The 24612-nt window shown below is 42.5% G+C and carries 15 protein-coding genes; 9 read left to right on the forward strand and 6 right to left on the reverse strand.

The genetic code is table 11. The annotated features are described in order from the left end of the window. The first annotated feature begins 30 nt into the window (after nucleotides 1-30). Nucleotides 31-882: a LysR family transcriptional regulator gene (locus GNIT_RS07090; RefSeq protein WP_041246719.1), complete on the forward strand. Its 852-nt coding sequence runs from the start codon at nucleotides 31-33 to the stop codon at nucleotides 880-882. A 76-nt stretch (nucleotides 883-958) separates the two neighbouring features. Here the strand turns inward: GNIT_RS07090 and GNIT_RS07095 are convergent, their stop codons facing one another. Continuing rightward, nucleotides 959-1186: a hypothetical protein gene (locus tag GNIT_RS07095; RefSeq protein ID WP_014108484.1), complete on the reverse strand. Its 228-nt coding sequence runs from the start codon at nucleotides 1184-1186 to the stop codon at nucleotides 959-961. Nucleotides 1187-1382: 196 nt separating this feature from the next. Between GNIT_RS07095 and GNIT_RS07100 the strand changes: the two genes are divergently transcribed. The 3 genes from GNIT_RS07100 to GNIT_RS07110 are packed head-to-tail and all read left to right on the forward strand — an operon-like array spanning nucleotide 1383 to nucleotide 4874. Further along, nucleotides 1383-2846: a RimK family protein gene (locus GNIT_RS07100; protein ID WP_041246720.1), complete on the forward strand. Its 1464-nt coding sequence runs from the start codon at nucleotides 1383-1385 to the stop codon at nucleotides 2844-2846. Next, nucleotides 2836-4038 carry a GNAT family N-acetyltransferase/peptidase C39 family protein gene (locus GNIT_RS07105; RefSeq protein WP_014108486.1) on the forward strand — a complete coding sequence of 401 codons (1203 nt, stop codon included), beginning with the start codon at nucleotides 2836-2838 and terminating at the stop codon, nucleotides 4036-4038. Before GNIT_RS07100 ends, GNIT_RS07105 begins: the two co-directional genes overlap by 11 nt. Before the next feature lie 50 nt (nucleotides 4039-4088). Then, entirely contained in the window at nucleotides 4089-4874 is a 786-nt protein-coding gene (locus GNIT_RS07110) for an RMD1 family protein (protein WP_014108487.1), read from the forward strand. Between the two features lie 15 nt (nucleotides 4875-4889). Here GNIT_RS07110 and GNIT_RS07115 read toward each other — a convergent pair whose 3' ends face one another. The 3 genes from GNIT_RS07115 to GNIT_RS07125 form a co-directional block, all read right to left on the reverse strand. After that, on the reverse strand, nucleotides 4890-6401 hold the full coding sequence (locus GNIT_RS07115; RefSeq protein ID WP_014108488.1) for a tetratricopeptide repeat-containing sulfotransferase family protein: 1512 nt from the start codon (nucleotides 6399-6401) through the stop codon (nucleotides 4890-4892). A 155-nt stretch (nucleotides 6402-6556) separates the two neighbouring features. Beyond that, the gene (locus GNIT_RS07120; RefSeq protein ID WP_014108489.1) at nucleotides 6557-9202 is read right to left on the reverse strand and encodes a TonB-dependent receptor plug domain-containing protein; all 2646 of its coding nucleotides are present in this window, start codon (nucleotides 9200-9202) and stop codon (nucleotides 6557-6559) included. 455 nt (nucleotides 9203-9657) lie between these two features. Next, the gene (locus tag GNIT_RS07125; RefSeq protein WP_014108490.1) at nucleotides 9658-11367 is read right to left on the reverse strand and encodes a dipeptidyl-peptidase 3 family protein; all 1710 of its coding nucleotides are present in this window, start codon (nucleotides 11365-11367) and stop codon (nucleotides 9658-9660) included. Nucleotides 11368-11613: 246 nt separating this feature from the next. Here GNIT_RS07125 and GNIT_RS07130 point away from each other — a divergent pair, with 246 nt between their 5' ends. The 3 genes from GNIT_RS07130 to GNIT_RS07140 all read left to right on the forward strand — a co-directional run bounded on the left by GNIT_RS07130 (nucleotide 11614) and on the right by GNIT_RS07140 (nucleotide 17579). Continuing rightward, complete coding sequence (locus GNIT_RS07130) at nucleotides 11614-12894, forward strand: multifunctional CCA addition/repair protein (RefSeq protein WP_014108491.1); 1281 nt, start codon at nucleotides 11614-11616, stop codon at nucleotides 12892-12894. 180 nt (nucleotides 12895-13074) lie between these two features. Next, nucleotides 13075-16470 carry a S41 family peptidase gene (locus tag GNIT_RS07135; protein WP_014108492.1) on the forward strand — a complete coding sequence of 1132 codons (3396 nt, stop codon included), beginning with the start codon at nucleotides 13075-13077 and terminating at the stop codon, nucleotides 16468-16470. Continuing rightward, a complete protein-coding gene (locus GNIT_RS07140; protein ID WP_014108493.1) occupies nucleotides 16467-17579 on the forward strand; it encodes an SMP-30/gluconolactonase/LRE family protein in 1113 nt (370 codons plus the stop codon). The genes GNIT_RS07135 and GNIT_RS07140 overlap by 4 nt, the downstream gene beginning before the upstream one ends. Nucleotides 17580-17709: 130 nt before the next feature. Here the strand turns inward: GNIT_RS07140 and GNIT_RS07145 are convergent, their stop codons facing one another. Then, the gene (locus GNIT_RS07145; RefSeq protein WP_041246340.1) at nucleotides 17710-18189 is read right to left on the reverse strand and encodes a YehS family protein; all 480 of its coding nucleotides are present in this window, start codon (nucleotides 18187-18189) and stop codon (nucleotides 17710-17712) included. 249 nt (nucleotides 18190-18438) lie between these two features. On the opposite strand from GNIT_RS07145, the gene GNIT_RS07150 reads away from it, so the two are divergent. Beyond that, on the forward strand, nucleotides 18439-20025 hold the full coding sequence (locus tag GNIT_RS07150; protein ID WP_014108495.1) for an ABC-F family ATPase: 1587 nt from the start codon (nucleotides 18439-18441) through the stop codon (nucleotides 20023-20025). 36 nt (nucleotides 20026-20061) lie between these two features. Here the strand turns inward: GNIT_RS07150 and GNIT_RS07155 are convergent, their stop codons facing one another. Continuing rightward, nucleotides 20062-23460, reverse strand: a complete 3399-nt coding sequence (locus GNIT_RS07155) for a mechanosensitive ion channel domain-containing protein (RefSeq protein WP_014108496.1) — start codon at nucleotides 23458-23460, stop codon at nucleotides 20062-20064. 271 nt (nucleotides 23461-23731) lie between these two features. Here GNIT_RS07155 and GNIT_RS07160 point away from each other — a divergent pair, with 271 nt between their 5' ends. After that, entirely contained in the window at nucleotides 23732-24610 is an 879-nt protein-coding gene (locus GNIT_RS07160) for an ABC transporter ATP-binding protein (protein WP_014108497.1), read from the forward strand. Nucleotides 24611-24612: the final 2 nt, after the last annotated feature.

Consider the following 24612-nt stretch of genomic DNA (forward strand, 5'->3'; position numbering starts at 1 on the left):
ACCAGTAATCATTTGATTACTGGTTTTTTTGTGGACATTAGATTCTTAACTACCTTTCTCGAAGTAGCTGAAACTAGGCATTTTGGTCGCGCTGCTGAAAATTTATATCTAACGCAGTCGGCTGTTAGTGCTCGCATTAAGTTGTTAGAAGAATATTTTAACACCGCTTTGTTCATTCGAAACCGCAATAGTATTCAAATTACACCTGCCGGCGAAAAGCTGATCCCATTTGCACAAGAGCTTTCTGACACATTATCCAGAGCACGAAAGTTACTAGCAGAAGAGGAGTGCCAGCACATCAGTTGTGCATCAACTCAAAACGCATTTGTGCTTTGTTTTTCTCATTTGTTACCTAATTTACTGTCTCACTTCAGCAGCGTTAGCTTTCAACACGAAATTGCCACTGTTGAACAAATTACAAGACAACTGCACGAACACAGCATTGACCTAGCGTTAACGACATCGCAAGTTAAGTCTGATGATATTGACAGTATGTTATTATTTGAAGTGCCACTTTGTATTTATCAATCAAATCAGACAGAGCTTGGAAACAATCGGGATATTCATGATATTAATATTGAATGGTCAAATTCAGTCAACGATAAATTAGCAAAGATGTACCCAGAATTACGCAAGGCAAAACTGCGAACCTCGTCAATAGATGTAGCGTTAACTATGGCAACTGCAGAATCCTGTCGACTTATCTTGCCGGAGTCTTCCCACGCGTTTTTGGATGATAAAATTCGGCAAACGCTGCTACAGTTTGATACGTATCCTTTAGAGCAAGACGTTAAAGTACCTTTATATTTAAATCAATTGAAGAGTCAGAAAAACGTGGGTCTGGAAGATGTCACTGATTTTATAACATCAGGTTTACGCTAAAGGTTGATATCAACCAAATTTGAAAAAGGGGATGGTAAAAAACGCTGCACTTTAAAAATTAAAGTGCAGCGAATAGTTATTTTGGTACCGAAGTAATAGGTTGATAACCTTCAGACTCTAGCTCGTCGTTGATGCAACTTAGCAAGAATTCGTCCATTGATAATTTCCCTGTTCCTTCATCTTCAGCTATTTCCATGCAGTACGTTTTATACTCTTGAACGAGATCCGCGTCAGCGACTGGACGATCTTCTGCAGCAGTCGACATAGCAAAAAGTAAGCTTGCGACTAAAATTGTATATTTCATATAATCTCCAAATAAATATGTATAGCAAACACCGTAAGTGTATGTTGTGATTGTGCAAATGCGAGCAAAAAAAAATGTTCTTGAAGGACAATTTATTTTACTCAAACTACATCACTTATCGCTTGATATAGTGCAGTTTAAGACTATATTTCGCGCGTTATTAACCCAGCAACATTACACATACTTGGAACCAAAAATGATAACGACATTAATCGTTGTTGATTCGCCGAATGAATTCAGTCAATTAGACTTGCGCGATTGTGAAGTGATTGATTTTGATAGATATTTATCTGAATTCCCCAAGCGTGGGGAAGGCAAAATGCGCGTTATAAACTTATGCGCTACAGATCGATATTTGAGCAAAGGGTATTATTGTTCCCTTTTGGCTGAAGCTAGAACGCACAAAGTGCTGCCGAGCGTCAATACTATCAATAATTTGATAATTGAAAGCCAAGAGCAATCCTTGCAAATGAAAACGATTACCTTACCAAAATCGCTGAGCGATGAGGTGCAGGATGGTAGTCATTGTGATGTCTTTTTCGGCATAACTAAAGCTGCGTCCATGAACGCAATCGCAAAATTTGCCTTTGAACGATTTCCTGCGCCATTTTTACGAGTATCAGTTAGCAAAGAAGCAAACGCAACCGTCATGACAGTAGGGTTTGGTGACTGGCACTCCGCCAACACGAGTGATAAAGCTGAATTAGCTGATGCACTTCGCGAGTATATGGTGAAAACTTGGCGCCGCGGCAGCAAGCAAAAACAAGCACGCTGGGACATGGCGATTTTGTGTAATGAAAACGAAGCAACGCCTCCTAGCGATGCTAAAGCAATTAAGCACTTTATCAAAGCTGCTAAATTAGTTGGCATTAACGCTGAAGTGATTAACTCAAATCAAGCCGCCAATATTGCTCATTACGATGCATTGTTTATTCGCGAAACAACGGCCATAAACCATCCGACATATCACATCGCTCGCAAAGCTGAGCAGGAAGGTTTGGTGGTTATGGATGATGCTACGAGTATTCTAAAATGCTGTAACAAAGTTTATTTACATGATGCTTTTAGCTATCACAAAGTGCCATCGCCACGCAGTCATTTTGTGTCTGATAATAAGATAGAGACCTGTCAAAAGTTAGCAGATGACTTTGGCTTTCCGATGGTGCTAAAGCTCCCTGAAAGCTCTTTTTCTTTGGGTGTATTTAAAGTTAAGGACATGGAGGAACTTAAACTCAAGCTTGAAACAATGTTGAGCGAATCGGCGCTAGTGCTAGTGCAGGAATACATTTTTACTGAGTTTGATTGGCGAATTGGTGTGTTAAATGGTCGCCCTATTTACGCTTGTCGTTATCACATGGCTCGTGGCCATTGGCAAATATATAATCATGATTCAAAAACCAATACCTCAGGCGGTTTTGAGACTTTGCCAACATTTGAAGTGCCAAAACAGGTATTAGATGCGGCAGTTAAATCTTGCTCAATTATTGGTAAAAGCCTGTATGGCGTCGACATTAAGCAAGCCAATGGCAAAGTTTATGTGATTGAAGTTAATGACAACCCAAGCATTGAATCAAAAGTTGAAGATTTATATCTTGGTAAAGAACTGTACATGATCATTATGCAGGAGTTTGCTAACAGGTTGGAAGCACGTGGGCGCTAATATACACGCAGGCGACGCTACGGAAGTTGGCGCAGTGAATTTGCGCTTAGCGACAATGCAAGACTTAGATGCGCTGGAAAGCATAGAGCTGAGTTGTTTTGAAAACGATAGGCTATCGCGCAGGCGCATGAGTTATTGGATAAAGGCCGAGCACGGTATTTTGGTACTTGCTGAAAAGGCAGATGAGATCGTCGGTTACGGTCTTGTTATTTTGCGTAAAGGTAGTCGCTCAGCGCGATTATATTCGCTTGCAGTTCTCGCCAAAGCGAGAGGTCAAAATATTGCGCCGGCTTTGCTAATGAAGCTTGAAGAGCTGGCATTGAATGAGCAAAGATTATTTATGCGATTGGAAGTTGCCGAAGATAATCCGGCAGCAATCAAAATGTATAAAAAATTAGGTTATCGTAAGTTTGGTATTTACCGCCAGTATTATGAAACAGGCGCGGATGCGTTGCGCTTTCAAAAGCCTATACAACAGACGAACATGGCTAACACCATGAAGTACTATCCATGGTACAAACAGACCACAGAATTTACCTGTGGTCCAAGTGCTTTGATGATGGCAATGAAGTATTTACAGAAAAACACTCGCTTCGATCAAGCGACTGAAATTGATATTTGGCGCCATGCAACCACTATTTTTATGACCTCTGGACACGGCGGTTGCCATCCATTAGGACTCGCGTTGGCAGGGCACGAAAGGGGGTTTGAAGTTGAAGTTTATTCAACTCAAGTGAATAACTTGTTTGTCGATGGCGTTCGCAGTGAGCATAAAAAGTCGATCATGCGCATAGTTGAACAGGATTTTATTGAACAAGCAAAAGAGGCTGGCATACGCGTTCACAAGAATGAAATACAGCTCGCGCAAATCGAAAAGGCCTTGGCAAAGGGCTTTGGTATTATCTGCCTTATTAGTACTTATCAGTTTGATGGTAAGAAAACGCCGCATTGGGTGGCGATAACACATGCGGATGATAGATGTTTGTATCTGCATGATCCCGATGGCGGCGAAGGCTTTTACAATGAAACGGGTACAAGATTAGACCGCAACAATCAAAGCGATGCAGGGGAGAGCGAAGATATCGATTTGGATTATCAACATCTCCCGATTTTAAAGGAGGATTTTGCGTCACTTTCGGTTTTTGGTAAGAGCAAGTTAAGAACCTGCTTGGTGATAAAGCCGGGCAAATAAATCGATATAAAACATCGACTTTGAAAATCAACGTTAAATAAGAGGCAAAAATGAGTTTCTTCAATGATAGTGCCGAAGTTATCGCATTCGCAGCGCAAATTGATTTGGATGAAGTAAAAGCTCAGTTCGAAAAACTTTTTATTATGCAGAGGTACCGCGATGTAATGCATATTGAAATGCCTAAGGGACATCTATTTGTGTTTGATTACGGCGTGCTTGTCACGTGGGGCGTCAATCCCGCGAAGCAAGAGCAATACTTGGTGAAGCTGAAAGCCATCGCAAAAGAAATGAATCCGGTCCAAATCGATAAATACCACTTTCTTAAAGCAGACAAAGAAGCAACTCAATTAGCCATAATACAAGACAAGCTCGTGCTGCCAAATTTGAAAGTTGATAGTTTGTTAGCGTTAAGTCACGCATTGGCCCAATCGGTTAAACTCCAGCACTTCGAGTCACGCGCCGAGCAGACAATCAGCAGCAATCAGTATTTGACCACTACACTAGCAAAAACGGGGACAAGTCCGATAAATCGAAAAGCGTTAGCAAAATTAAGAGCACAGTTTTTTCAGACCAAAAGTGACATTTTGCTGCAATATCGCTCGCTAGGCGCTCCAGAATTTGTTGTAAATTTTCCAGCGATGGAACAGTTGTATCTTGATTTATCGATGCACGTCGCCTTAAAAGCAAGAATTGAATTTTTAAATCGGAAGCTGCAGACAATTCAGGATTTGTATGACTTGTTTGCAGAAGAACAAAATTATACACATTTTTCTTTTTTAGCGTGGACAACGATTATTCTAATTACCACGATAATGCTACTTCTATTGTTTAAATAGTATCTAAACGATGGCTTAGTCAGTCTCTAAGCCATTTTTCTGTAAATAGGCAGCATAAGAGATGTGCTGACCTATTGCTCGCTGATGCATAGGTTCAGTCACTTGAACTGAACTCAATGTCTTTACCATGTTGGCAACAGGCTGCTCGTCTTTTTCGCTATACCGAACCAATTGTTGATGGTTCAACCCGCAGAATGTGAGTAACTTTTCAATCGACAGCTCCGGTGCAGTGACTAAATTCTCGTACGTTATTTCAAAAATTTCATCTTCATCCATTTGTCGCCAGTGTTGCATTAGATTTTTGTAGAGCTTGTGGTAAGCAGATAACTCGCCTAAATCACATAGATAAGGTTCGTTTGCAGCAAAGTGGTTTTTAAAAATAGATAGAGCCGTATCAGCAAAGTTTCGAGATAAATGAATTATTTTCGCATGCGGGAACACTGTTTTAATTAAGCCGATAGATTGAAAATTAGCCGGCAGTTTATCAATCACAAATGGCGTATTTAGCTGTCGTTTTTTAACTGCCTTTTCATAAAGCGTGGCAGCCTTCTGACAAAGCGCTCGCCCTTTCTCTGAGTTTAACTCCTGCATAAATAAAGGGTAGGGTTGCTGGGTGTGATGAGCTATCAGCTTGACTACTTGATTAGCAATAATTGCTTGCTCACCCAAACTTGAAACATCCGAATGACGACACAGTGTCTGTTCAAGCAGAGTTGATCCGGTGCGCGGTAATCCAAGGATAAAAATGGGAGTAAACGACGTTGTTCTGTTTGAGTCTGCTGCCCATGTCGTTGAATTTTTTTTAATTGCCTCAAACAGGGGAATTAAGTCTTTCACTTCATAATCACACATCGACAATTGAAGTTGGTTAGCAATTTGCCAGTGCTTAAACGCCTCGTTCGTGTTTTTTTCTAATTCAAAAAAACGGGCGAGTGCGTAATTAGTGATCATCTGCAGCGGCTTTTTATTTGGCGCGTTATTCGCAAGATCAGGTATTTTATTATTGATTTCGCACAGTGCGTTATACGCGGGCGCAATATCTTGCAGTTGACTAAGGTTTAGCCTTAGCAACCACGCATAGCTACTTAATAGCATGTCATGGGAATAAACAATGCATTCTGCGGCGAGATTGTCCGCTTTGTTCAATTGTCCAATTTCCTTATAAAAGTTAGCTGCTCGATAGATTACCTCAGGATGCTTAGGAAATTGCTTGAGTGCAAAACTGATAACGGTTTCAACATCACTGAATGAATTAACCGCTTCGAAAGCATCGGCTAATCTAAAAAGCGGTTCATGCTGAGCAGGCAGTAGCTGGCAGGCTTTAGAGAGTTGCTGAATAGCTGCGTCAAACTCTTCTACAGTGAGCAACGCTGAACCAAAATAAAAGTAGATGTCACCGCGCGTCGGCGCCAAGATTTGTAATTCTGAAAAAAGATTAAATGCACGTTTAAAATCACCGCTGTTAACGGCATTTTGAGCAGAATTTAGCTGTTGTTCAAAAAACGCTGGTGTACCTTGACTAGCCAAAAAATAACCCTCCGTTTATTAATTTTGTAAAAAATTTGCGAAACCAAAAATCATATAGATAAAAGTGCCATACAGCACACCATTAATAAAGCAAAACTCAAGCTAAAAAAAAGCCTTGTCGGATTAGGACAAGGCTTTCGTACAGCGATTACTGCTTAGAAGCTATAAGATGCTTGTAAGTAGTAGAAACCACCGTTAATGCCAAATGGAGAAGTTTCATAGTAGATACCGCCCCAGTTATTGTTTGGAATACCAACACTGTCTGGTATGTTAATGCGTTCTGCATCCTGGTCAAAGATGTTTTGTGCACCGGCTGTAAGCGTAAATTCTTCAGTTAAGAAATAACTAAACTCGAAGTCTACGGTTACCGCAGCATCTGCTGTAATTGCAGTTGCGTCGAAATCGACGTGAACACCTTGATACTCTCCAAAGTAGTTAACGCGTGTAAAGAAAGAAAAGTCGTCCATGCTTTGTGCCCATGTTGCCGTAGCACGATGGTTTGGAAGGTCTTCTTCTAAACGTTTAACTTTAAAGTCACCTGTGATTGCACTAAATCTGTCAACTTCAGTCTCATTCCAGTTGTACGCTAGACTAAAGGTAGAATTTCCGCCCATTAACTCAGTCGCGTAGTTAGCAACTAAATCAATACCCGTTGTTGTCGTATCGAAATCGTTAGTAAAGAAACTCACCTGTGCCAAGCCATCTACGTTTGGAACACCTGCTGCCTTCAACGTTGCTTTGTTGTCGTCAGTTAGGTTAATTTTTTCAGATTGGCTAATACGGTCTTCAACTTGGATGTTGTAGTAATCGAGTGTGATGAAAACATCACCCAAGGTGTATACTGCACCCAATGTATAACTTTTTGATTCTTCTGGCGTTAGTTCTGTACCGCCTAGTTCAACTGAAATTGGGTTAGTAGGAGGAAGTAACGCAGAGTCAACCAATACGCCGCTGCTTAGGTTCGTTTGCACGTTACTAACGTTAGCTTGACCAACAGTAGGGGCTCTAAAACCAGTGCTATATGAACTTCTCAAAGACAAGTCATCAGTGACATGGTATTGACCTGAAACTTTGAAGTTTGTTGTTGTGCCGAATGTATCGTAATCTTCGAAACGAACCGCAAGACCCATCAAGAATGCTTCTGTGAATGGTACTTCTGTATCCACGTATAGCGCATAGTTACGGCGAGTTGAAACGCCTTGGTCAGAAGGTTTGAAACCTGGGAAACCGTTTGAGCCAACGCTGAAGCCTTGGTCAAATAGTGGGCCATTTTCAAACGAAGCAACGTCGCCAGCAACAACTTCGAAGCTCTCTTCGCGCCATTCAAAACCACCTGCAATATTCACTTCGCTGTATAAATCGAAGTCAAACTGTTTAACCATATCTAGGTTAAAGCTTTTTTCTAACTGAATGTATTTACCAGGAGAAAAATCACGCGGTGTGTCAGGTCCTAACGAAGAGTTCAAAGTATCAAAAATCTGGAACTGTGACTCACTGCGACCCACTGAACCGCTGACATCGTAGAACCAACCTTCAGCAACGCCACCTTTGATCTCACCTTTTGTACCGATGGTCAATGATGTATCAGTAATGTTCCCACCAAAGTTTGGTGTAAAACCTCCTGGAAGATTCAAGTTATGAGCAAAACAGTTTGCGCCAGCTAGTTGGCCTAAAGCAGTTGCGTCAGGCAAACCATTTGCACCAACCTCTACCACTGGGCAGTTTAACTGCTGTCCCAAACCATCTAATGAACCAACAAGAATAGTTGACGGAGCCGCATCCCACGCAGCTTGTCCTGTTGGATCGTCATCACCTGGACGATATCCAGCAGTGCCGTCAACATTGCGCACGATGCCACCGTAAACGCCTGGGCGAGTGGTTGGGTTACGATAGTAAAAACCACCACGCACATCACGTTCAGAGTAGTTACCGAACATGTAGAATTCTTTATCGTCACCTAAATCAAGGCCAACATTACCAAAAATTGAAATGTCATCCTTAACTTCAGGAGAACCCCAGATTTGTGCTGGGTTTGCAACGTCTAGTCCTGCTGCTTCAAACGCAGTGGCATCAGCGCGCTGCACGCTTCGACTTGTTGCATCTGCATTTTTATACTGGAAGCTTAGGTTAGCAAAACCATCCGACGTGAATGGTAGACCAACATTGCCTGATAATTGAGTTGTATCGCCATCACCTTCGTAATATGAACCATGACGAAGAGCTAACGTTCCACCTTCCGCGCTGTCTTTCAAGACAAAGTTCATTACACCTGCAATCGCATCAGAACCGTACTGTGCAGCTGCACCGTCACGAAGCACTTCAACCTGCTTCAATGCAATACTAGGAATAACGCTGATATCAGGGCCTTGAGCACCATCGTTGATACCACCACCTAAAAAGGCAATAACTGATGAACGGTGACGGCGTTTACCGTTTAATAATACAAGTGTACTATCTGCTGATAAACCACGAAGGTTAGCTGGACGCACTAGGGTTGCTGCATCACTTATCGGGTTTGCATGAACGTTCAATGAAGGAACAGTGCCCTTCAACAGTTCTAGCATGTCTGTGTTGCCGCCTTTGCCGAGTTCGTCGCCACCGATAATATCGATAGGAACCGGCGAATCAGCAATTGAACGTGGTGCTGCACGACTACCAACAACAGCGATTTTTTCAACAGCTGCAGCCTTCTTAGCGTCTTCTTGTGCAACAGCAGGTAAAGCAAGAGTAAGCGATGCTGCGGCACTAACTGCCAGACCAACACGCACACTTCTTGTTAATAGTGTGAGGTTATTTTTCATGTGTTATCCCAAATATTGTTAAAATTCCAAACAGATAAGTTGCGTGTTGTTATTTTTATTATTCGCAATCTTTTAAACAGCGTTTTTCCGTACAACTTTTCTTAGTTGTCGTTATATATTATACGCTGACCGTATAGGTATACCGTGCTTAAGCTTAAATTACAAACAATACAAATAAATATTTTGTTACAAATTAGGGCGGATGAAATAAAAAAAACTGTTTTTTTTACATATGTTTAAGATGTCTTTGCCCTTTTATGGTGCGGCTTATAAGAGAGGATTCTTTTTTTGAGATATGAAAAAATGAAGTGACAAATAGGCTTTTTTATAATGTTATAAAAAAAACTAATAAACAGAAAAATAAGGTACAAAAAAACGCCAAAAAAGTTGGCGTTTCTTTTAACTTAATAAAAAGTTAGCAATTTAAAGCATAAAATTTAGCTTTTTGTTGCAGCTTATTTTAAACCTAATACTTCTTTTCCCTGCTTGAAAGTAATGTCGACTGGGATCTGTGCGTCAGCTAATTTTTGCAAATCGGCAGCTAAATCAGGCTTAATTAGACCCATGCTATTAACCAAGTCGGAAACGCCCGCATAGTCGCCATCGCCCTGTAGTACGAGTATCTTATTTGAAAGGGCGTCTATCGCATTGCCCATTTTCTCAATGTCGACTAAATATAGACCTTCCTCATTACGTTTAAAGGCACCTTCTTGTTTGAAGAAGTTGAAGCGAACCATATTTGCCTTACCATGCGCGCTTGAAGCTCCGAAACGAATTGAACGAAAAATGCCGGCCATGAAGGTGACGTAGTAATCCTCCAATATACCTTCCGTTATCACGCCTTTATCAAGTAATTGACGGACCATATACAGGCCCAAAATATCCGCTTTTCCCTCTTCTAATGCAGATGAGTGTTCTTTCAACGCTTGGCGAACAGTACCTTCACCATTAAGCAGGTTCTTAATACCTAATCCGTGAGCAACTTCATGAAACATTGTATTTCCAAAGAATGCGTCGAATGTAATGTGCTGGCGCTGCTGTGCAACAATGAGTTGCTCCGCAATGGGCAGCATGATGTGATCAAACTTGGCACGCATCGCGTTTTTCAACTGCAGTCTGCGAGTTCCTTTCTGTAGTTGGACTTCTTCATCATTAGGTAAATTTATAGCAATCGTTTTGCTGCCAGCATTTGAATGACCTGCATAGTAAATAACATCGTAGGCATTCAAATCTGCATCAGTTCCAGGCATTTGTACTTTGTAAGCATCGGCAACGGGCAAGCCCTTCTGTAATTCAGGAAGATAAGCAGCGTACTTCGCTAGTTTTTCACTCCACGATAAGTCTTTTAACAGCACATAGGATTCGAATGCGGCTCTGTAACCGTATAGCTGATCCTCATAAACTTCGATGGGGCCAATAACAATATCAATTGGATTAGTCTTCATGTCCATCCAAGCGAAGTCGGAAGCCTGATAGTCGTCGGTTAATAGCGCTTTGGCACGCATGTTCAAGTAATTCGCAAAGCTGGGGTCTTTTGCCAATTTGGCTGCTTGTTCTAGTAGAGTAGCCGCGGCTGTAAGCTCTGCTTTATATACTTGTGAATATTGTTTCGTACTCAATTTTCCACTTTCATCTCGCACGACAATGGAGTACAGGCCTTCTTTATCATCAAAATCTGCCGCTTCAAATTCTTCTTTGCTCATATCCGCTGGGTAGAACTCTGCGCCTTTTGACTTCTCTTTTATGCCTGATAAAAATGCAGTATCACCGTTTAATCTATCCCATGGACCGTAATTGATATCGGCAAACGCTTTAATTTTAGGGTCGCTGATGCCGGCTAGAAAAGAAGATTTTTCTTTCCCAAAAGCCTGCTTCCAAAATAAATCATCCATAATTTTAGAAGCATCAATCAATAAACTCAGCATTTTTTGTTGTTCAACTGAATAAGCAGATAGGTCAGCTGTTAAGTTAACCGGATAATATATGTCGAGTCTTGATTCATCTATAATTAAGGACGCTTGCTCACTAGTCGGTGATTGTATCGTTGTACTTGCTTCTGTGTCGCTTGTCGGTTTTGAACAGCCAGCGATTGAAGTGATAACAACCACAGCAACTGCACTGAGCGTAGCAAGTTTAAAAGGTCTAGGTAGCTTGAATATATGCATGATATGTCCTGTTTTATTATTATTGTTATTGAATGCTGGTAACGATGGTTTAGAAAATAATGCGTACGTTTCTAGTCACGGCCCTCTATGAATCTTAGTGCACAACGTCATCTTATTGCAAATGCAACTAATAACGAGCTGACTATAGCGTGTCAGGTTAACAACCTGATATCATTCGCAAACTAATTGCTTCGCTAAATAGCTGCATTATTTGAATTTGTTATTGCTAGGAAACAGCCGAACCTTATGTCTACTTTTCTTTTTGATGCACCACGAGAACTTGAACAAGTCTACCTTGTTGGAGGAGCTGTGCGCGACAAGCTTATGGGAGTTCAAAGTGAAGACCGAGATTTTGTGGTGGTTGGTGAAAGCCCTGAGAAAATGAAAGAGCTTGGCTTTCGGCCGGTGGGTGATGACTTTCCTGTCTTCCTTCACCCGAAAACAAAGGAAGAATACGCACTAGCCAGAACTGAACGAAAAACCGGTAAGGGATATCGCGGATTTGCCGCAGATGCGAGTGAGCGTATTACCTTAGAGGATGATTTAGCGCGCCGAGATCTCACGATTAATTCAATGGCAATGGATAAGAATGGGCTGATTACTGACCCTTACAATGGCCGCCAAGATTTAGAAAACAAAATATTAAAGCATACCACTGAAGCTTTCGCCGAAGATCCTGTTCGTGTGCTGAGAGTGGCTAGATTCTACGCTCGATTAGGACCGAAATGGCAAATTCATGAATCTACAAAGCGACTTATGAGGGATATGCACAGTAAAGGCGAATTAAATCATTTGGTAGCAGAGCGTGTTTGGAAAGAAACAGAGCGGGCCTTGATGGAGCCTTTTCCTAATTTGTTCTTCGAAACATTAGTCGATTTTGATATTTTTCCAGAGTTGGCAAGCATGCGTGGCGTGCCTCAACCCGCTGTTCATCATCCTGAGGGGGACGTATTTATTCACACTATGTTAGTCGTGCAACGCGCCGCCGATTTAAAGTTTGATCTAGCGACCAGATTTGCAGCTTTAACGCATGATTTCGGCAAACCGGTTGCGTTTGCAAAGTATGAAAAGCTGCTTGGTCACGAACAGATGGGGATTAAGGTTATTGAGGATTTTTGTCAGCGTTTAAAAATACCCAATAAACTCGCTGATATCGCAAAGCTGACAAGTGACAATCATACTCGGTGCCATAGGATACGAGAGTTGACACCAAAAAAACTCCACGCTTTCTTAATCGAAAGTATGAATATGCTGAAAAATGAAGGGCGTTTTTTACAGTTTCTCGACGCCTGTTTATGCGACTCTCAGGGACGCGGACCTACGATGGTGAACAATGCTTATCCGCAGGCTGACATCGCAAAGTCATATTTAGCCTCGCTAAAAACACTAGATGCTAAGGGTGTCGTTAAACAAGCAATTGCAAACGGCTGCAAGGGTAAACAGATCAGTGAGGCCTTGCGAACCGCTGAAATAGACAATATTCGTCAGCAACGGATGCGCGTATTAGACCTTCAAAGTGAAAATTAACACTTTCATTGGACCTTATCTCACAACCCATTTATGCTAGACGGCATAGTCAAAGGAGTGAACCAAATAGGTAGTCTCGTCTCACATTTCACCTGTCTCCTTAATGCAAGATTGTCGATACAATTTTTAAATATAGCTTGAGGTGAATATTGCCTCTGCTGCAAAAAAGCAAGGTAAACCATGAAACAAAACTCTCAATATTTACTTTCTAAGCTCATATTTTTGTCAATTGGGCTTAGCGTTTTATCATCTCAGGCGTTGGCAACCGTCGATACTTCTAACGTCGGCTACTTTAGAAGCCCTAGCATTCACGATAACACGGTTGTATTCGCTGCAGAAGGCGACTTATGGCGAGTGAAAAATCAAAGCGGCGCCAGCACAAATGAAGCGGTGCGATTAACCACGCATTCTGCGGAAGAGATGACCCCCTTTATTTCACCGGATGGTCAACAAGTCGCGTTTTCTGCCAATTACGAAGGTACGCTTGAAGTTTATTTGACGTCAGTTAAAGGCGGAGCGCCAAAGCGAATTACTTTTGAGAATAGTCGTGCAATGGTAAGAGGATGGACGCAAAGTGGTGATATTTTGTATGCAACACCAACCACAATTACCGGGCCGGCCAACAGTTGGGTACTTAAAACCGTAAATCCAGACACGCTAACGGTAAATAATATTGAAGTGTCAGATGCCGTAGAAGGTGTTATTGATGACGCTGCAAACACCATTTATTTCGTGCAACACGGCCTACAAATATCAACGGACAATGCTAATCACTATAAAGGTGGAGCAACGGGCGAGTTATGGAAGTTTAATTTAAGCAACGGCGACGAGGCTAGAAAGCTGACTGAAGCGCATACGGGCTCTGTAAAAAACCCAATGTTATTTGATAATAATGTTTACTTTATCAGTAACCAGAGTGGCATTGATAACCTATGGCGTATGTCGTTGAATGGCAAAAATGCTGAAGCCGTAACCAAATACGTTGATTGGGGGGTACGCAGCGCCACAATGCATAATGGCAAAATTGCATATCAGCTTGGCGCTGATATTATGATTTTAGATGTAGTCAAAAATAAGAATGAGAAAGTCGGTATTGCGCTCACGTCCGACTTTCCACAGTTGCGCGAACGCTGGATTGAAAAGCCACTTGAGTACTTGAGTGATGTGTCACTGGCACCAAAAGCGAATAAAGTGGCGCTAACCGCTCGCGGCAGAGTCGCCGTCGCGGGAGTAGACAGTAAACGACTCGTCGAAATCAAAACAAAGCCTACGTCACGAAGCCGAAATGCCGTCCTGAATACCGACAGTAAATCGGTTTTTGTTTTTAATGATGACACTGGTGAGAGTGAAATTTGGCAATTTTGGTTAGATAATCAAACTGAGCCTAAGCAGCTAACAAGTGATTCAAAAACAGCAAGATTGAATATGTGGCTGTCACCAGATGGCAGTAAACTGGCGCACGATACAAAACAGGGTGAACTGTTTATTTTAGACCTTAACTCAGGAGAAAATCGGCTTTTGTTCGATGATATTGCTTCTGGCGTTAGTCGCTTCCAGTGGTTTAAAGACAACGATACAATCGCGCTGTCATACACCAAACTGGGTGAGGAACGAAGGTCAGTGAAATTGCACTCCTTGTCACAGCAAAAGTCTGAAACTCTGACGAGTCAGAAGTACGAATCTTATTCGCCTGCATTTAGCAGCGATGGTAAATGGTTATACTTTCTCTCAAACCGTCACTTTGACGCCAACCCAAATAGCCCTTGGGGCGACAGAAATATGGGCGCAGCGTTTGACCGTACTGCAGAAATTTATGCGATTGCGCTCAACAAGGATTCGAAATTTCCGTTTGCTGAGCCTCAAGAAAGTATGACTTCGTCAACGACACCAACTGATGAAGCTGATGAAAAAAGCGATGAAGATGCGCCAATCAGTGACGATGATGAACGTGATGAGTCAGATGATAAAAAGTCACCAGATCAGAAGTCAAACGCCGACGAAGACGACGTGATTGAGATCACTTGGCAAGGCATCCAACAGCGACTTTGGAAAGTACCCGTTGCCGCTGGAAATTACTCTCAACTGTCTGCTAATGCCCGTTTCTTATACGTGGTTGACCAAGTAAAAGAGCCCGACTCAAGACCTGCTCTTCACTCAATTCGCATTAAACCGAATCCGTCTCTACGCATGTTTGCGTCGGCAATAACTGCCTTTCAACTTTCCAATAACGGCGAATCGATACTTATTCAAAAAGGACGTGGAGCCGCTTCTTCGATGTACATCGTGTCAGCAGGCGCTACTTTTCCAAGTGATTCAAGAGACAATATGGTGCAAGCTCAAGGCTGGAAAATAAGAATTGAGCCACAAAATGAATGGCGACAAATGTTTAAAGATGCTTGGCTCATGCACCGAGACGGTTTGTTTGACGCAAAAATGCGCGGAGTCGATTGGCTCGCTACAAAAGCGAAGTACGAACCTCTTCTGAAAAGACTGACTGACAGACGCGAACTAAACGATATTTTCAAACAAATGATGGGTGAATTAAATGCCCTGCATTCACAAGTAAGAGGTGGTGATATTGTCGAAAATGACAAGGTTGCCTCATCATCTTCCTTGGGCGCTGCGCTAGCAGATACTCGCGAGGGAGTTATTGTGTCGCACATTTACATGCATGACCCAGAGCTACCTGACGAAGCATCACCATTAGCTAAACCTGGCGTTAATGTGCTTAATGGGGACATCATAAAAGCCATCAATAATACTTCTGTTGCGACTGTGGCTGATGTTGTTAAGGCATTAAAATATCAAACGGACAAGCAGGTACTCCTGACCCTGCTGCGCGATGACGAGCAAGTCAAAACCATCGTGAAACCTGAATCGATTCGCAATGAGGCACGCTACCGATATCGTAATTGGGTTTATACGAATGCCAACAAAGTGAATGGGCGAGATGCCGACATAGGTTACCTGCATTTGTACGCGATGACAGGCAGCGATTTGTCGACATTCGCAAGAGAGTTTTATGCGCAATATAATAAGCCCGGACTGATTATTGACGTGCGTCGCAATAGAGGCGGTAACATCGACAGTATTATTATCGAAAAACTGTTAAGGCGCGCATGGTCATTTTGGCAAAACCCTAATGGCGAAACATCGACCAATATGCAACAGGCGTTTCGAGGTCATTTAGTGGTGTTAGCCGATGAGTTCACGTATTCCGACGGAGAAACCTTTACTGCGGGCATTCGCGCTCTCGATTTAGGCACGGTTATCGGTAAACAAACAGCCGGCGCTGGTGTTTGGCTAAGTGGAGGAAACTCGGTGGTTGATGGCGGTATTGCGCGAGTTGCTCAGTTTCCTGTATTTGCGATGGATGGCCGTTGGATTACAGAAGGGCGCGGTATATCGCCTGACATTGAAGTGAATAATTTGCCTCACGCCACATATAAAGGTGGCGATGCGCAGTTAGAAAAAGCCATTGCGTATTTACAAGAAAAAATAAAAACGCAGCCGATCCCAGAGTATAAAGCGAAGCCATTTCCTGCCGTAGATGCGATGGCGGATGACATTAAATGAAAAAAATCATCTTATGCTTATTTATTATTCTCGGCATTGGTATTGTGATCGCGTGGGCAACATCGGCCGTTAGGCCGGTTGCATGGACACCTGACCCCGACGCAGGTTTAACAGGCGTTTATGCGTCAAATGATCGTCTGTTTGAAAGAGACACTATAGCTGTTCAGCAGCAGTTTCTGACTGGCTTAGGTAAAGGACCTGAAGATATCGTCATTGCTGAAGATGGGTATTTGTATACCGGATATGACGACGGTCGAATTGTCAGAGTGTTGGTAGCGGATATACTCTCAGCCTATGAAGCAGAGGGCGCTGATATCGACAACATTGCTTTTGAAGAGTTCGCTAACACGCAGGGGCGCCCCTTAGGTTTACGCTTTGATGCTGCTGGCAATTTAATTGTTGCTGATGCAGCTAGAGGGGTTTTATCCATCGATAAACAGGGCAATATACGAGTGTTGGTGGATGAATACGAGGGTAAAAAGCTGCTGTTTGTTGACCACCTAGATATTGCTAGTGATGGCACTATTTGGTTTAGCGATGCGTCCGCTAAGTTCGAATTTCATGATTTTATCTATGATTTTTTAGAAGCAAGTTCAACGGGGCGCTTACTAAGCTACAATCCCGCCACTCAGGAAACACAAGTAAGAATGGATAATTTGTTCTTTGCGAATGGCGTTTCTGTTGGGCCTAACGATGCGTTTGTGCTGATAAACGAAACGGGAAGGGCGAAAGTTCATCGCTTGTGGTTGAAGGGCGAGAAAGCGGGTCTTCGAGATATCTTTATCGAACAGTTACCAGCAATGCCAGACAACTTGTACTTCAAAGACGGTATTTTTTGGATTTCTTTGATTACGCTGCGCGATCCTTTAGTTGAAGGCTTAGCACAAAATACATTTTTGCGCCGAATCGTAGGCGGTTTGCCAAAAGTGCTATTAAAACCAAGTTCGCACTACGGTTTTGTTATAGGCGTATCGCCCGAAGGGAAAGTCATACAAAATCTACAGTCAGCCAAGGGATATCAGAGCATTACTACTGCGATAGAATTTGAGGGGTACTTGTTTCTTGGTTCGTTGGAGAACAGCAGTATAGCGGTGAGTAAACTTGACTAAAAATGAGTAGTGTAATGATTAGACGCGTCTGCAAAGAGACGCGTTATCATAAAACGGGCTCAATAAAATACCATCAAAGCAACGCCAAACTGTTAATCCCAAACAGCAGCCGTTGAATCAATAAGAAAGACTATTTCTTTGCGTCAGGGCGGTACTTCTTGACCATGCCTTGTAGAAAGTTTCTGAGGAGCTGATCACCACATTCTTTGTAGCTGCGATGATCGGGCTTGCGGAACAAAGCAGACAACTCACCTTTACTTAAGCGAAAGTTAGCGTACTTAAGTACTTCAATCATATCGTCATCGCGATATGACATCGCAATTCTGATTTTTCGCAATATATCGTTGTTGCTTAATCGCTCATCGCCCTTCAAAACTTGCGGCTCGACGCCTTCTTGTTTGCCGCGTCTTTTGATAATCAAGCCATCTAAAAATAAAGCGATAATTTTGTCGCGACATAAAATGAAGCCGGGCTCCTCTTCTTTTTTCATGATGCGCTGCAGATATTCGGTTTCCATATCGTAACCGGCCAGCTTAAATAGATCGATTGCGGAACCATCGTTAAGTTTTAAAGCGAATCGTAAGCGGCGTAGTACATCATTGTGGATCATAGTTTATCTGTCACAAAATCAAAAAGGCGAGTATATACTAAGGCTTAGCAAGTTTATAGCGCTTATGAGTTTGGAAATGCCGCATTGAAAGCTGTTTAAAGAACATTCAAGGTTTAATCAGAGGCAATAATCGTGTATAATGCGCGCGATTTTCAACAACACCAAGTAAGGCAAATTGTCAGGTAAATTCGCCTCACTCATTAGACAGTCTTTTGTCACTTTTAATATTCTATAAATTCGGACATTTCTTTGATCACTACAGCTAACATCACTATGCAGTTTGGCGCTAAGCCACTTTTTGAAAACATATCAGCCAAATTCGGTAACGGCAACCGTTACGGACTTATCGGCGCAAACGGCTGTGGCAAATCTACTTTCATGAAAATCATGACGGGGGAACTCCAACCAACCTCAGGTAACGTTTCAATTTCACCTGGTGAAAAGCTAGGTACCTTAAGCCAAGATCAGTACGCTTTTGAAAAGTTTTCAGTGGTTGATGCTGTTATCATGGGGGATGCCAACCTGTGGAAAGTAAAACAAGAAAGAGACCGAATTTATGCATTGCCGGAAATGTCTGAAGATGACGGCATGAAGGTCGCAGACTTAGAATCTGAATTCGCAGAGATGGATGGTTACACTGCAGAAAACAGAGCGATTGAGCTTTTAGTCGAAGCTGGCATTGATGCCGAATATCACTTTGGCCTTATGTCTGAAGTTGCTCCAGGTTTGAAACTGAGAGTCCTCATTGCTCAAGCATTATTTTCCGACCCTGATATCTTATTGTTGGATGAACCAACCAACAACCTAGATATATACACGATTAAGTGGTTGGAAGATGTGTTGAATCAGCGAAAATGTACCATGGTTATTATTTCGCACGATCGTCATTTCTTAAACTCGGTTTGCACGCACATGGCGGATATCGATTTTGGTGAATTACGTATTTACCCAGGGAATTACGAGTCATATCAAGCTGCTGCTGCGCTAGCGCAAGAACAAATACATCGTGAAAATGACAAAAAGTCGACGGAGATTGAAGAACTTCAAGGTTTCGTTGCACGTTTCTCTGCCAATGCGTCGAAAGCGAAACAAGCGACATCGCGAGCTAAAAGATTAGAGAAGATAGAGTTAACCGAAGTTGTCGCCTCAAGTCGTCAAACTCCCTACATTACTTATAAGCAGCACAAGAAACTGCATCGTTTAGCGCTTGAACTTACCAATGTGACTCACGGCTTTGACGGCGAAACCTTGTTCAAAAGCAATGAAATATTGCTGGAAGCAGGCTCTAAATTAGCCGTCATCGGCGAAAATGGCGCGGGGAAGACCACATTCTTACGTTGCTTAATGCAAGAGTTGAAAGCAAATGGCGGTGTTATCAAGTGGTCTGAAAACGCCAGTATTGGCTATTGTCCGCAGGACACAACTGAAGATTTTTCTGCAGACATTACCTTGTTTGACTGGATGTCAAAATGGCGTACACCAAAGCACGATGACTTAGCGGTTCGAGCAATACTCGGTCGTTTGCTGTTCACATCAGATGACGTTAACAAAAAAGTAAACGTGTGCTCAGGTGGTGAAAAAAATAGACTCATGTTTGGTAAATTGATGATGTTAGATATTAACGTACTCATCATGGACGAACCAACTAACCACATGGATATGGAAGCGATTGAAGCCTTGAATAAGGCGCTAAAAAACTTTGATGGAACCCTTATTTTCGTCAGCCATGACAGAGAGTTCGTTTCAACACTAGCGACCAGTATCATCGAGATAAAAGATGAAAAGCTAAACTATTTCCAAGGTACCTACGATGAGTATGCGAGTTTGTCGCGCTAGCTAGTAAGCAATATAAAACTAACGACGGTTTAATCCTCAAACCGTCGTATTACCCAGATGACCAGATACGATGTGCAAATCTCGCTGAGGAAACGGAATAGATATATTGTTTTCTGCTAATGCTTTGTTCACGCCAGTATTGATAGCGTGGGTAAGCGGCAAACGATCTTCAGGACGAACCACAAAAACGCGGATTTCGAAGTTCAAAGAACTATCGCCATGCTCCAAGAAAAATACTTGTGGTGCAGGTTGTTTCAACACCTCATCTAAGCCCTCAGCAACCTGCATCAGTAAGCCTTTCACTTTATCAATATCAGAGCCATAGGCAACGCCAATTTTAACTACGATACGAGTGACAGAGTCTTTCAAGGTCCAATTAGTCACATTCTCAGTGATAATAGATTTATTGGGCAGAAGCACTTCACGGTTATCAAAATCGGTTACTGTTGTCGCGCGAATTTTAATATTGCTAACGGTGCCGCTCAAATTACCAATGGTGACAAAATCGCCCACTCTTATAGGTCGTTCGAATAGTATAATTAAACCTGATACGAAGTTAGCTACAATTTCTTGCAGGCCAAAGCCTAAACCAACACCCAAGGCTGCAATAATCCATTGTAGCTTGGACCAGTCGATACCCAATTGGGAAAAACCAATCACGATGCCGGCTCCTACTAACACATATCCTAAAATCGTTATCGTTGCATAGCGAGCTCCGGCATCCATTTCAAAGCGTTCAAAAAAGCCAATTTCCATCACGCCTCTTATATTTTTAGCCGCAACGAAGCCTCCGATAACGAATCCTAAGGATAATATAATGTCCCATAGGGTAACACCGCTAGACAACTCGACACCGTCAACCATTTTTATTTCCTGCCACAGCACAATGTCATCAACAATACCCAGTGCGGGCAGAAGTGACTTCCAAATAAACCAAAGGCCAGCGATGAAAAACAGGGCCGTTATCCACAGCATGATTGAACGGCCTTGGCGCATCACTTCTTGTTCATCAATACCCTCAGCAGGGGGCTCACTTGCTGTTGACTCAACGCCTGATTCACTAAGCTCTTGGTTTTGTAACGCTAATGCTTCAGCTTCAGCAGCATCCAAACGCTCTTTTTTAACAATATAGCGACGAAAAGCGACTAAAAATATACGTAGCATGATCCCGTATGCCACAGATGCAAAGACGAGTAAGATACCTGAAGAGAACAGTCTAGATTGTAACTCGACGGCGGTATCAAAAAATCCAAAGAGTGGCAGTAAGCCAATAAATAAGGGAGCTGCAACAACGATTGGGAATGCCAGTATCGTTAGTACACTCACTGGCGTCTCACCCACTATACTTGTCGCGACGCCGTTTTTAGGTTGAAAAAATTGGTAACTGAAAACGGCGATACCGATTGAACCAATAATAAACGCGAGAATTGCTAGTCCGTACCGAAGCTCAGTTAAACCACTTGCTATGGCGCTGGCAAATAAGAAGGCGGCAAGTGACTGAAGCCAAACAAACCAAGTGAGCATGCTGCGCAACTTAATGCGTGAAACATCACTCCAGCCAAAATGCTTCTCAAACAGACCATCCTTGCGGCTCATTGAACGGAAAAAGAGGAGCACTAAACTGATGCTAGAGACAGAGCTTAGACCTGTTGCGATGGCATTCGCGAAGCTCAAAGGTGCCGCACCCTTATAAATTGTTGTAGCAACAGCAAATAAGCAAAGTGGCAAAGGCAATGCAAGAACTAAGGTTAACAGCAGTGCAAGTGGGGTAGTCTGATAAGTATCCTTTTGTACCTTTCCCACACCATCGACTAAAGACCAAAGGGTTCGTTTGATTTTAGAGCGTCCGAGCACGATCAACATCGCAAATGCAAATAAAGTTAGAGGTAAAACAGAGACGGCAAGCGCGCCTTTGTAAAAGTCCTGAAGTAAATCCCACCATGCTTTTGGCGAAAATAGCCAGTCCATGCTATCACGAAGGTTTACGCCCAAATTACCGGCCTTACCAGAGTTAGAGGGAAGCCAAATCAGACGGCGTTCTAAAAGTTCCCGCAGTCCAATGCTTGCAGATAGGAGTTGATTGATTATCAATTTTTCTTCAATTATTCGGTCAGATTGATAGTTAGATAGTTCAATCAACTCTTGCAGTAAATTACGGCGGGCAATTGTCAAAGCCTGTGCTTCTTCAAGTTGGAACGGGCTGAAATAATCGTTGGCATCTTTTTGCTGCATCGTGGTCTTCGACGCCTTTTCAGTACTCTGTTCAAAAAGTAAATTTTGTGCGGCAGCCGCAATATTCGCTAAACCTCGTAACCTCTCCTGCCATAATATAACGTTGAGTTGATGTCGCACTGCATCTTCTTCAATATCAGATTTACGCAATTCAATAGCAGCTTCGCGGGGGATACTTGCTCGCAGTCTGCGCAATAGTTCACCCAACTCATCGGTGACTCGTCCTGTTGCCAACACGCGCTCCACGGTTTCTGAGGATTGTTGCACTTCCAACAGCTGGCCTTGCAACTTATCGGTGCTTTCTTCGCTCTTATATGAATTAGCTTGCAGACGCTCCAATTGCTCTGCAAGCGCTAAATTTTCTTGTGCAATGCTGGTTAATTTTGGGTGCTGTAACAAAGCTCCTAGCGTTTGTTTGTTTTGTTGAACAATCTTCTCTACTTTGCTTGTGCGACTGGCTGCCAAAAACGACCTCAGTGCTGATATGCGTTTTTCTTGAAATTCGTTTTTTACCCTTAACTCGATTAACTCTGCGTTCACTAATGATTGGCGAGCCGGTATCGTAGCCACTTCACGTTCAAGCGTTTTTATAGTCTCGGACAGCTTCGCGACATTAGCCCGTTTTTTTAGGTCTTTGCTGATAGCTAAAAGGCTCAGGCCATTTACTGCCTGTTGATTTAAATCGTCGGTGATTTCTGTTTTATCTATTCGAAGTGAACTTAGCTGCTGAGCTATTTCATTTGCCCGTAAACTTAAGTTCGTTTGTTCTGCTTGTTTTTGGGTAAGGTTCGCAAATTCTCTGGTTTGCTGCGATTCTTCCAATAAAAGTTGGTTTTCTAGCTCGATGAATGGCCTACGAGTATCAATATTGACGGATTTATCTCTCAGTTGCTGAATGTTCCGCTCTATCGTAATCACCTTTTGCGATGCAGAGGCTGCAAGCTTCTCATACGTATTCGCTAAATTAATTTGTTCTTGCGCTTTTGTGAGTAGAATTGAAGCATCGTTCAGTTCAGCTAACACCTGTTTTCTTTGTTCTTCAGTTAGATCAGCGTTTTGCTTTGCACTTTCAGTCGCCCCCTTTATTTCAATATTTAAATCAACATATTGGGCCATCGCTTTTGGGCTGGTCAATAAAAAGAAAAGACCTAATGAAATAATACATCGTAGCTTATTTGAACGATTGAAAAAGCTTTCTGACATGCTAGGTTGGCTCCAAGGCTGAAGATTGATGTTAATTAATACAGATTATTAATGAGTTACTGCGTAAATTTTTCACGCTTTATCGTTATTTTTTCCTAGTTTGCGGATTTGGTTCTCGAAAGAGTTTCACGCGTCAGCCTAATATACTTGCGTTTACAGGCGTGTTCGTAAATCAAGCTAACAAACTGATAGCAACTAATATCAACAGAATGCAATAATGAGGCCTACATATCACTTATACTAAACTAAATCGGTTCAAGAGGGCAGCACGATGCTAAGTATCTCAGGTATCACAAAAACCTACGACAATGGCGTGAAAGCTTTGAATGATGTGAACATCACCATTCCAAATGGCCTTTTTGGGCTACTCGGACCCAACGGTGCAGGTAAGTCGTCGTTAATGAGAACTATTGCAACGCTGCAGCAGGCCGATGCGGGAACAATTACTTTTGATGGCATCGATGTTTTGTCACAGCCCAACGAGTTGCGCCGGCGACTAGGTTATCTGCCGCAAGACTTTGGTGTTTATCCTCGCATTAGTGCTTACGACTTGCTGGACCACTTAGCTATTTTAAAGGGCCTTGCAAACAAAGCAGAGCGACAAGAGGCGGTGAATGGCCTATTGGCGCACGTAAACCTATTCCAGCATCGCAAGCATGCAGTAAGTGGCTTCTCAGGTGGCATGCGCCAGCGGTTTGGTATTGCACAAGCTTTGCTGGGTAACCCTGATTTATTAATTGTAGATGAACCGACTGCGGGCTTAGATCCTGAGGAGCGCAATCGATTTCACAACTTGCTGGTGTCATTAGGGGAGGACAAAGTCATTATATTATCTACTCATATCGTCGATGACGTATCTGAATTATGCGCAGATATGGCGGTATTAGGGGCTGGAGAAATCTTATTGCAAGGCAATCCGATTGAGGTGACAAATAATCTTGAAGGTAAAATTTGGCGCAAAATAGTGACAATGGATGAAGCAAAAGAGATTGAAGCTAACATGGCAGTAATATCCAAGCGTTTGTTTGCTGGCAGAACCGTTGTCCACGTAATGGCAGACACGCCTCCAGATGGTTTTGAATCAGCCCCAGCTAACTTGGAAGACGTGTACTTTTCCACGCTGCATAAACAGCGCAGCAACGCGGCTTAAGG

The sequence above is a fragment of the Glaciecola nitratireducens FR1064 genome (assembly GCF_000226565.1).
GTDB classification, from domain to species: Bacteria; Pseudomonadota; Gammaproteobacteria; order Enterobacterales; family Alteromonadaceae; genus Glaciecola; species Glaciecola nitratireducens.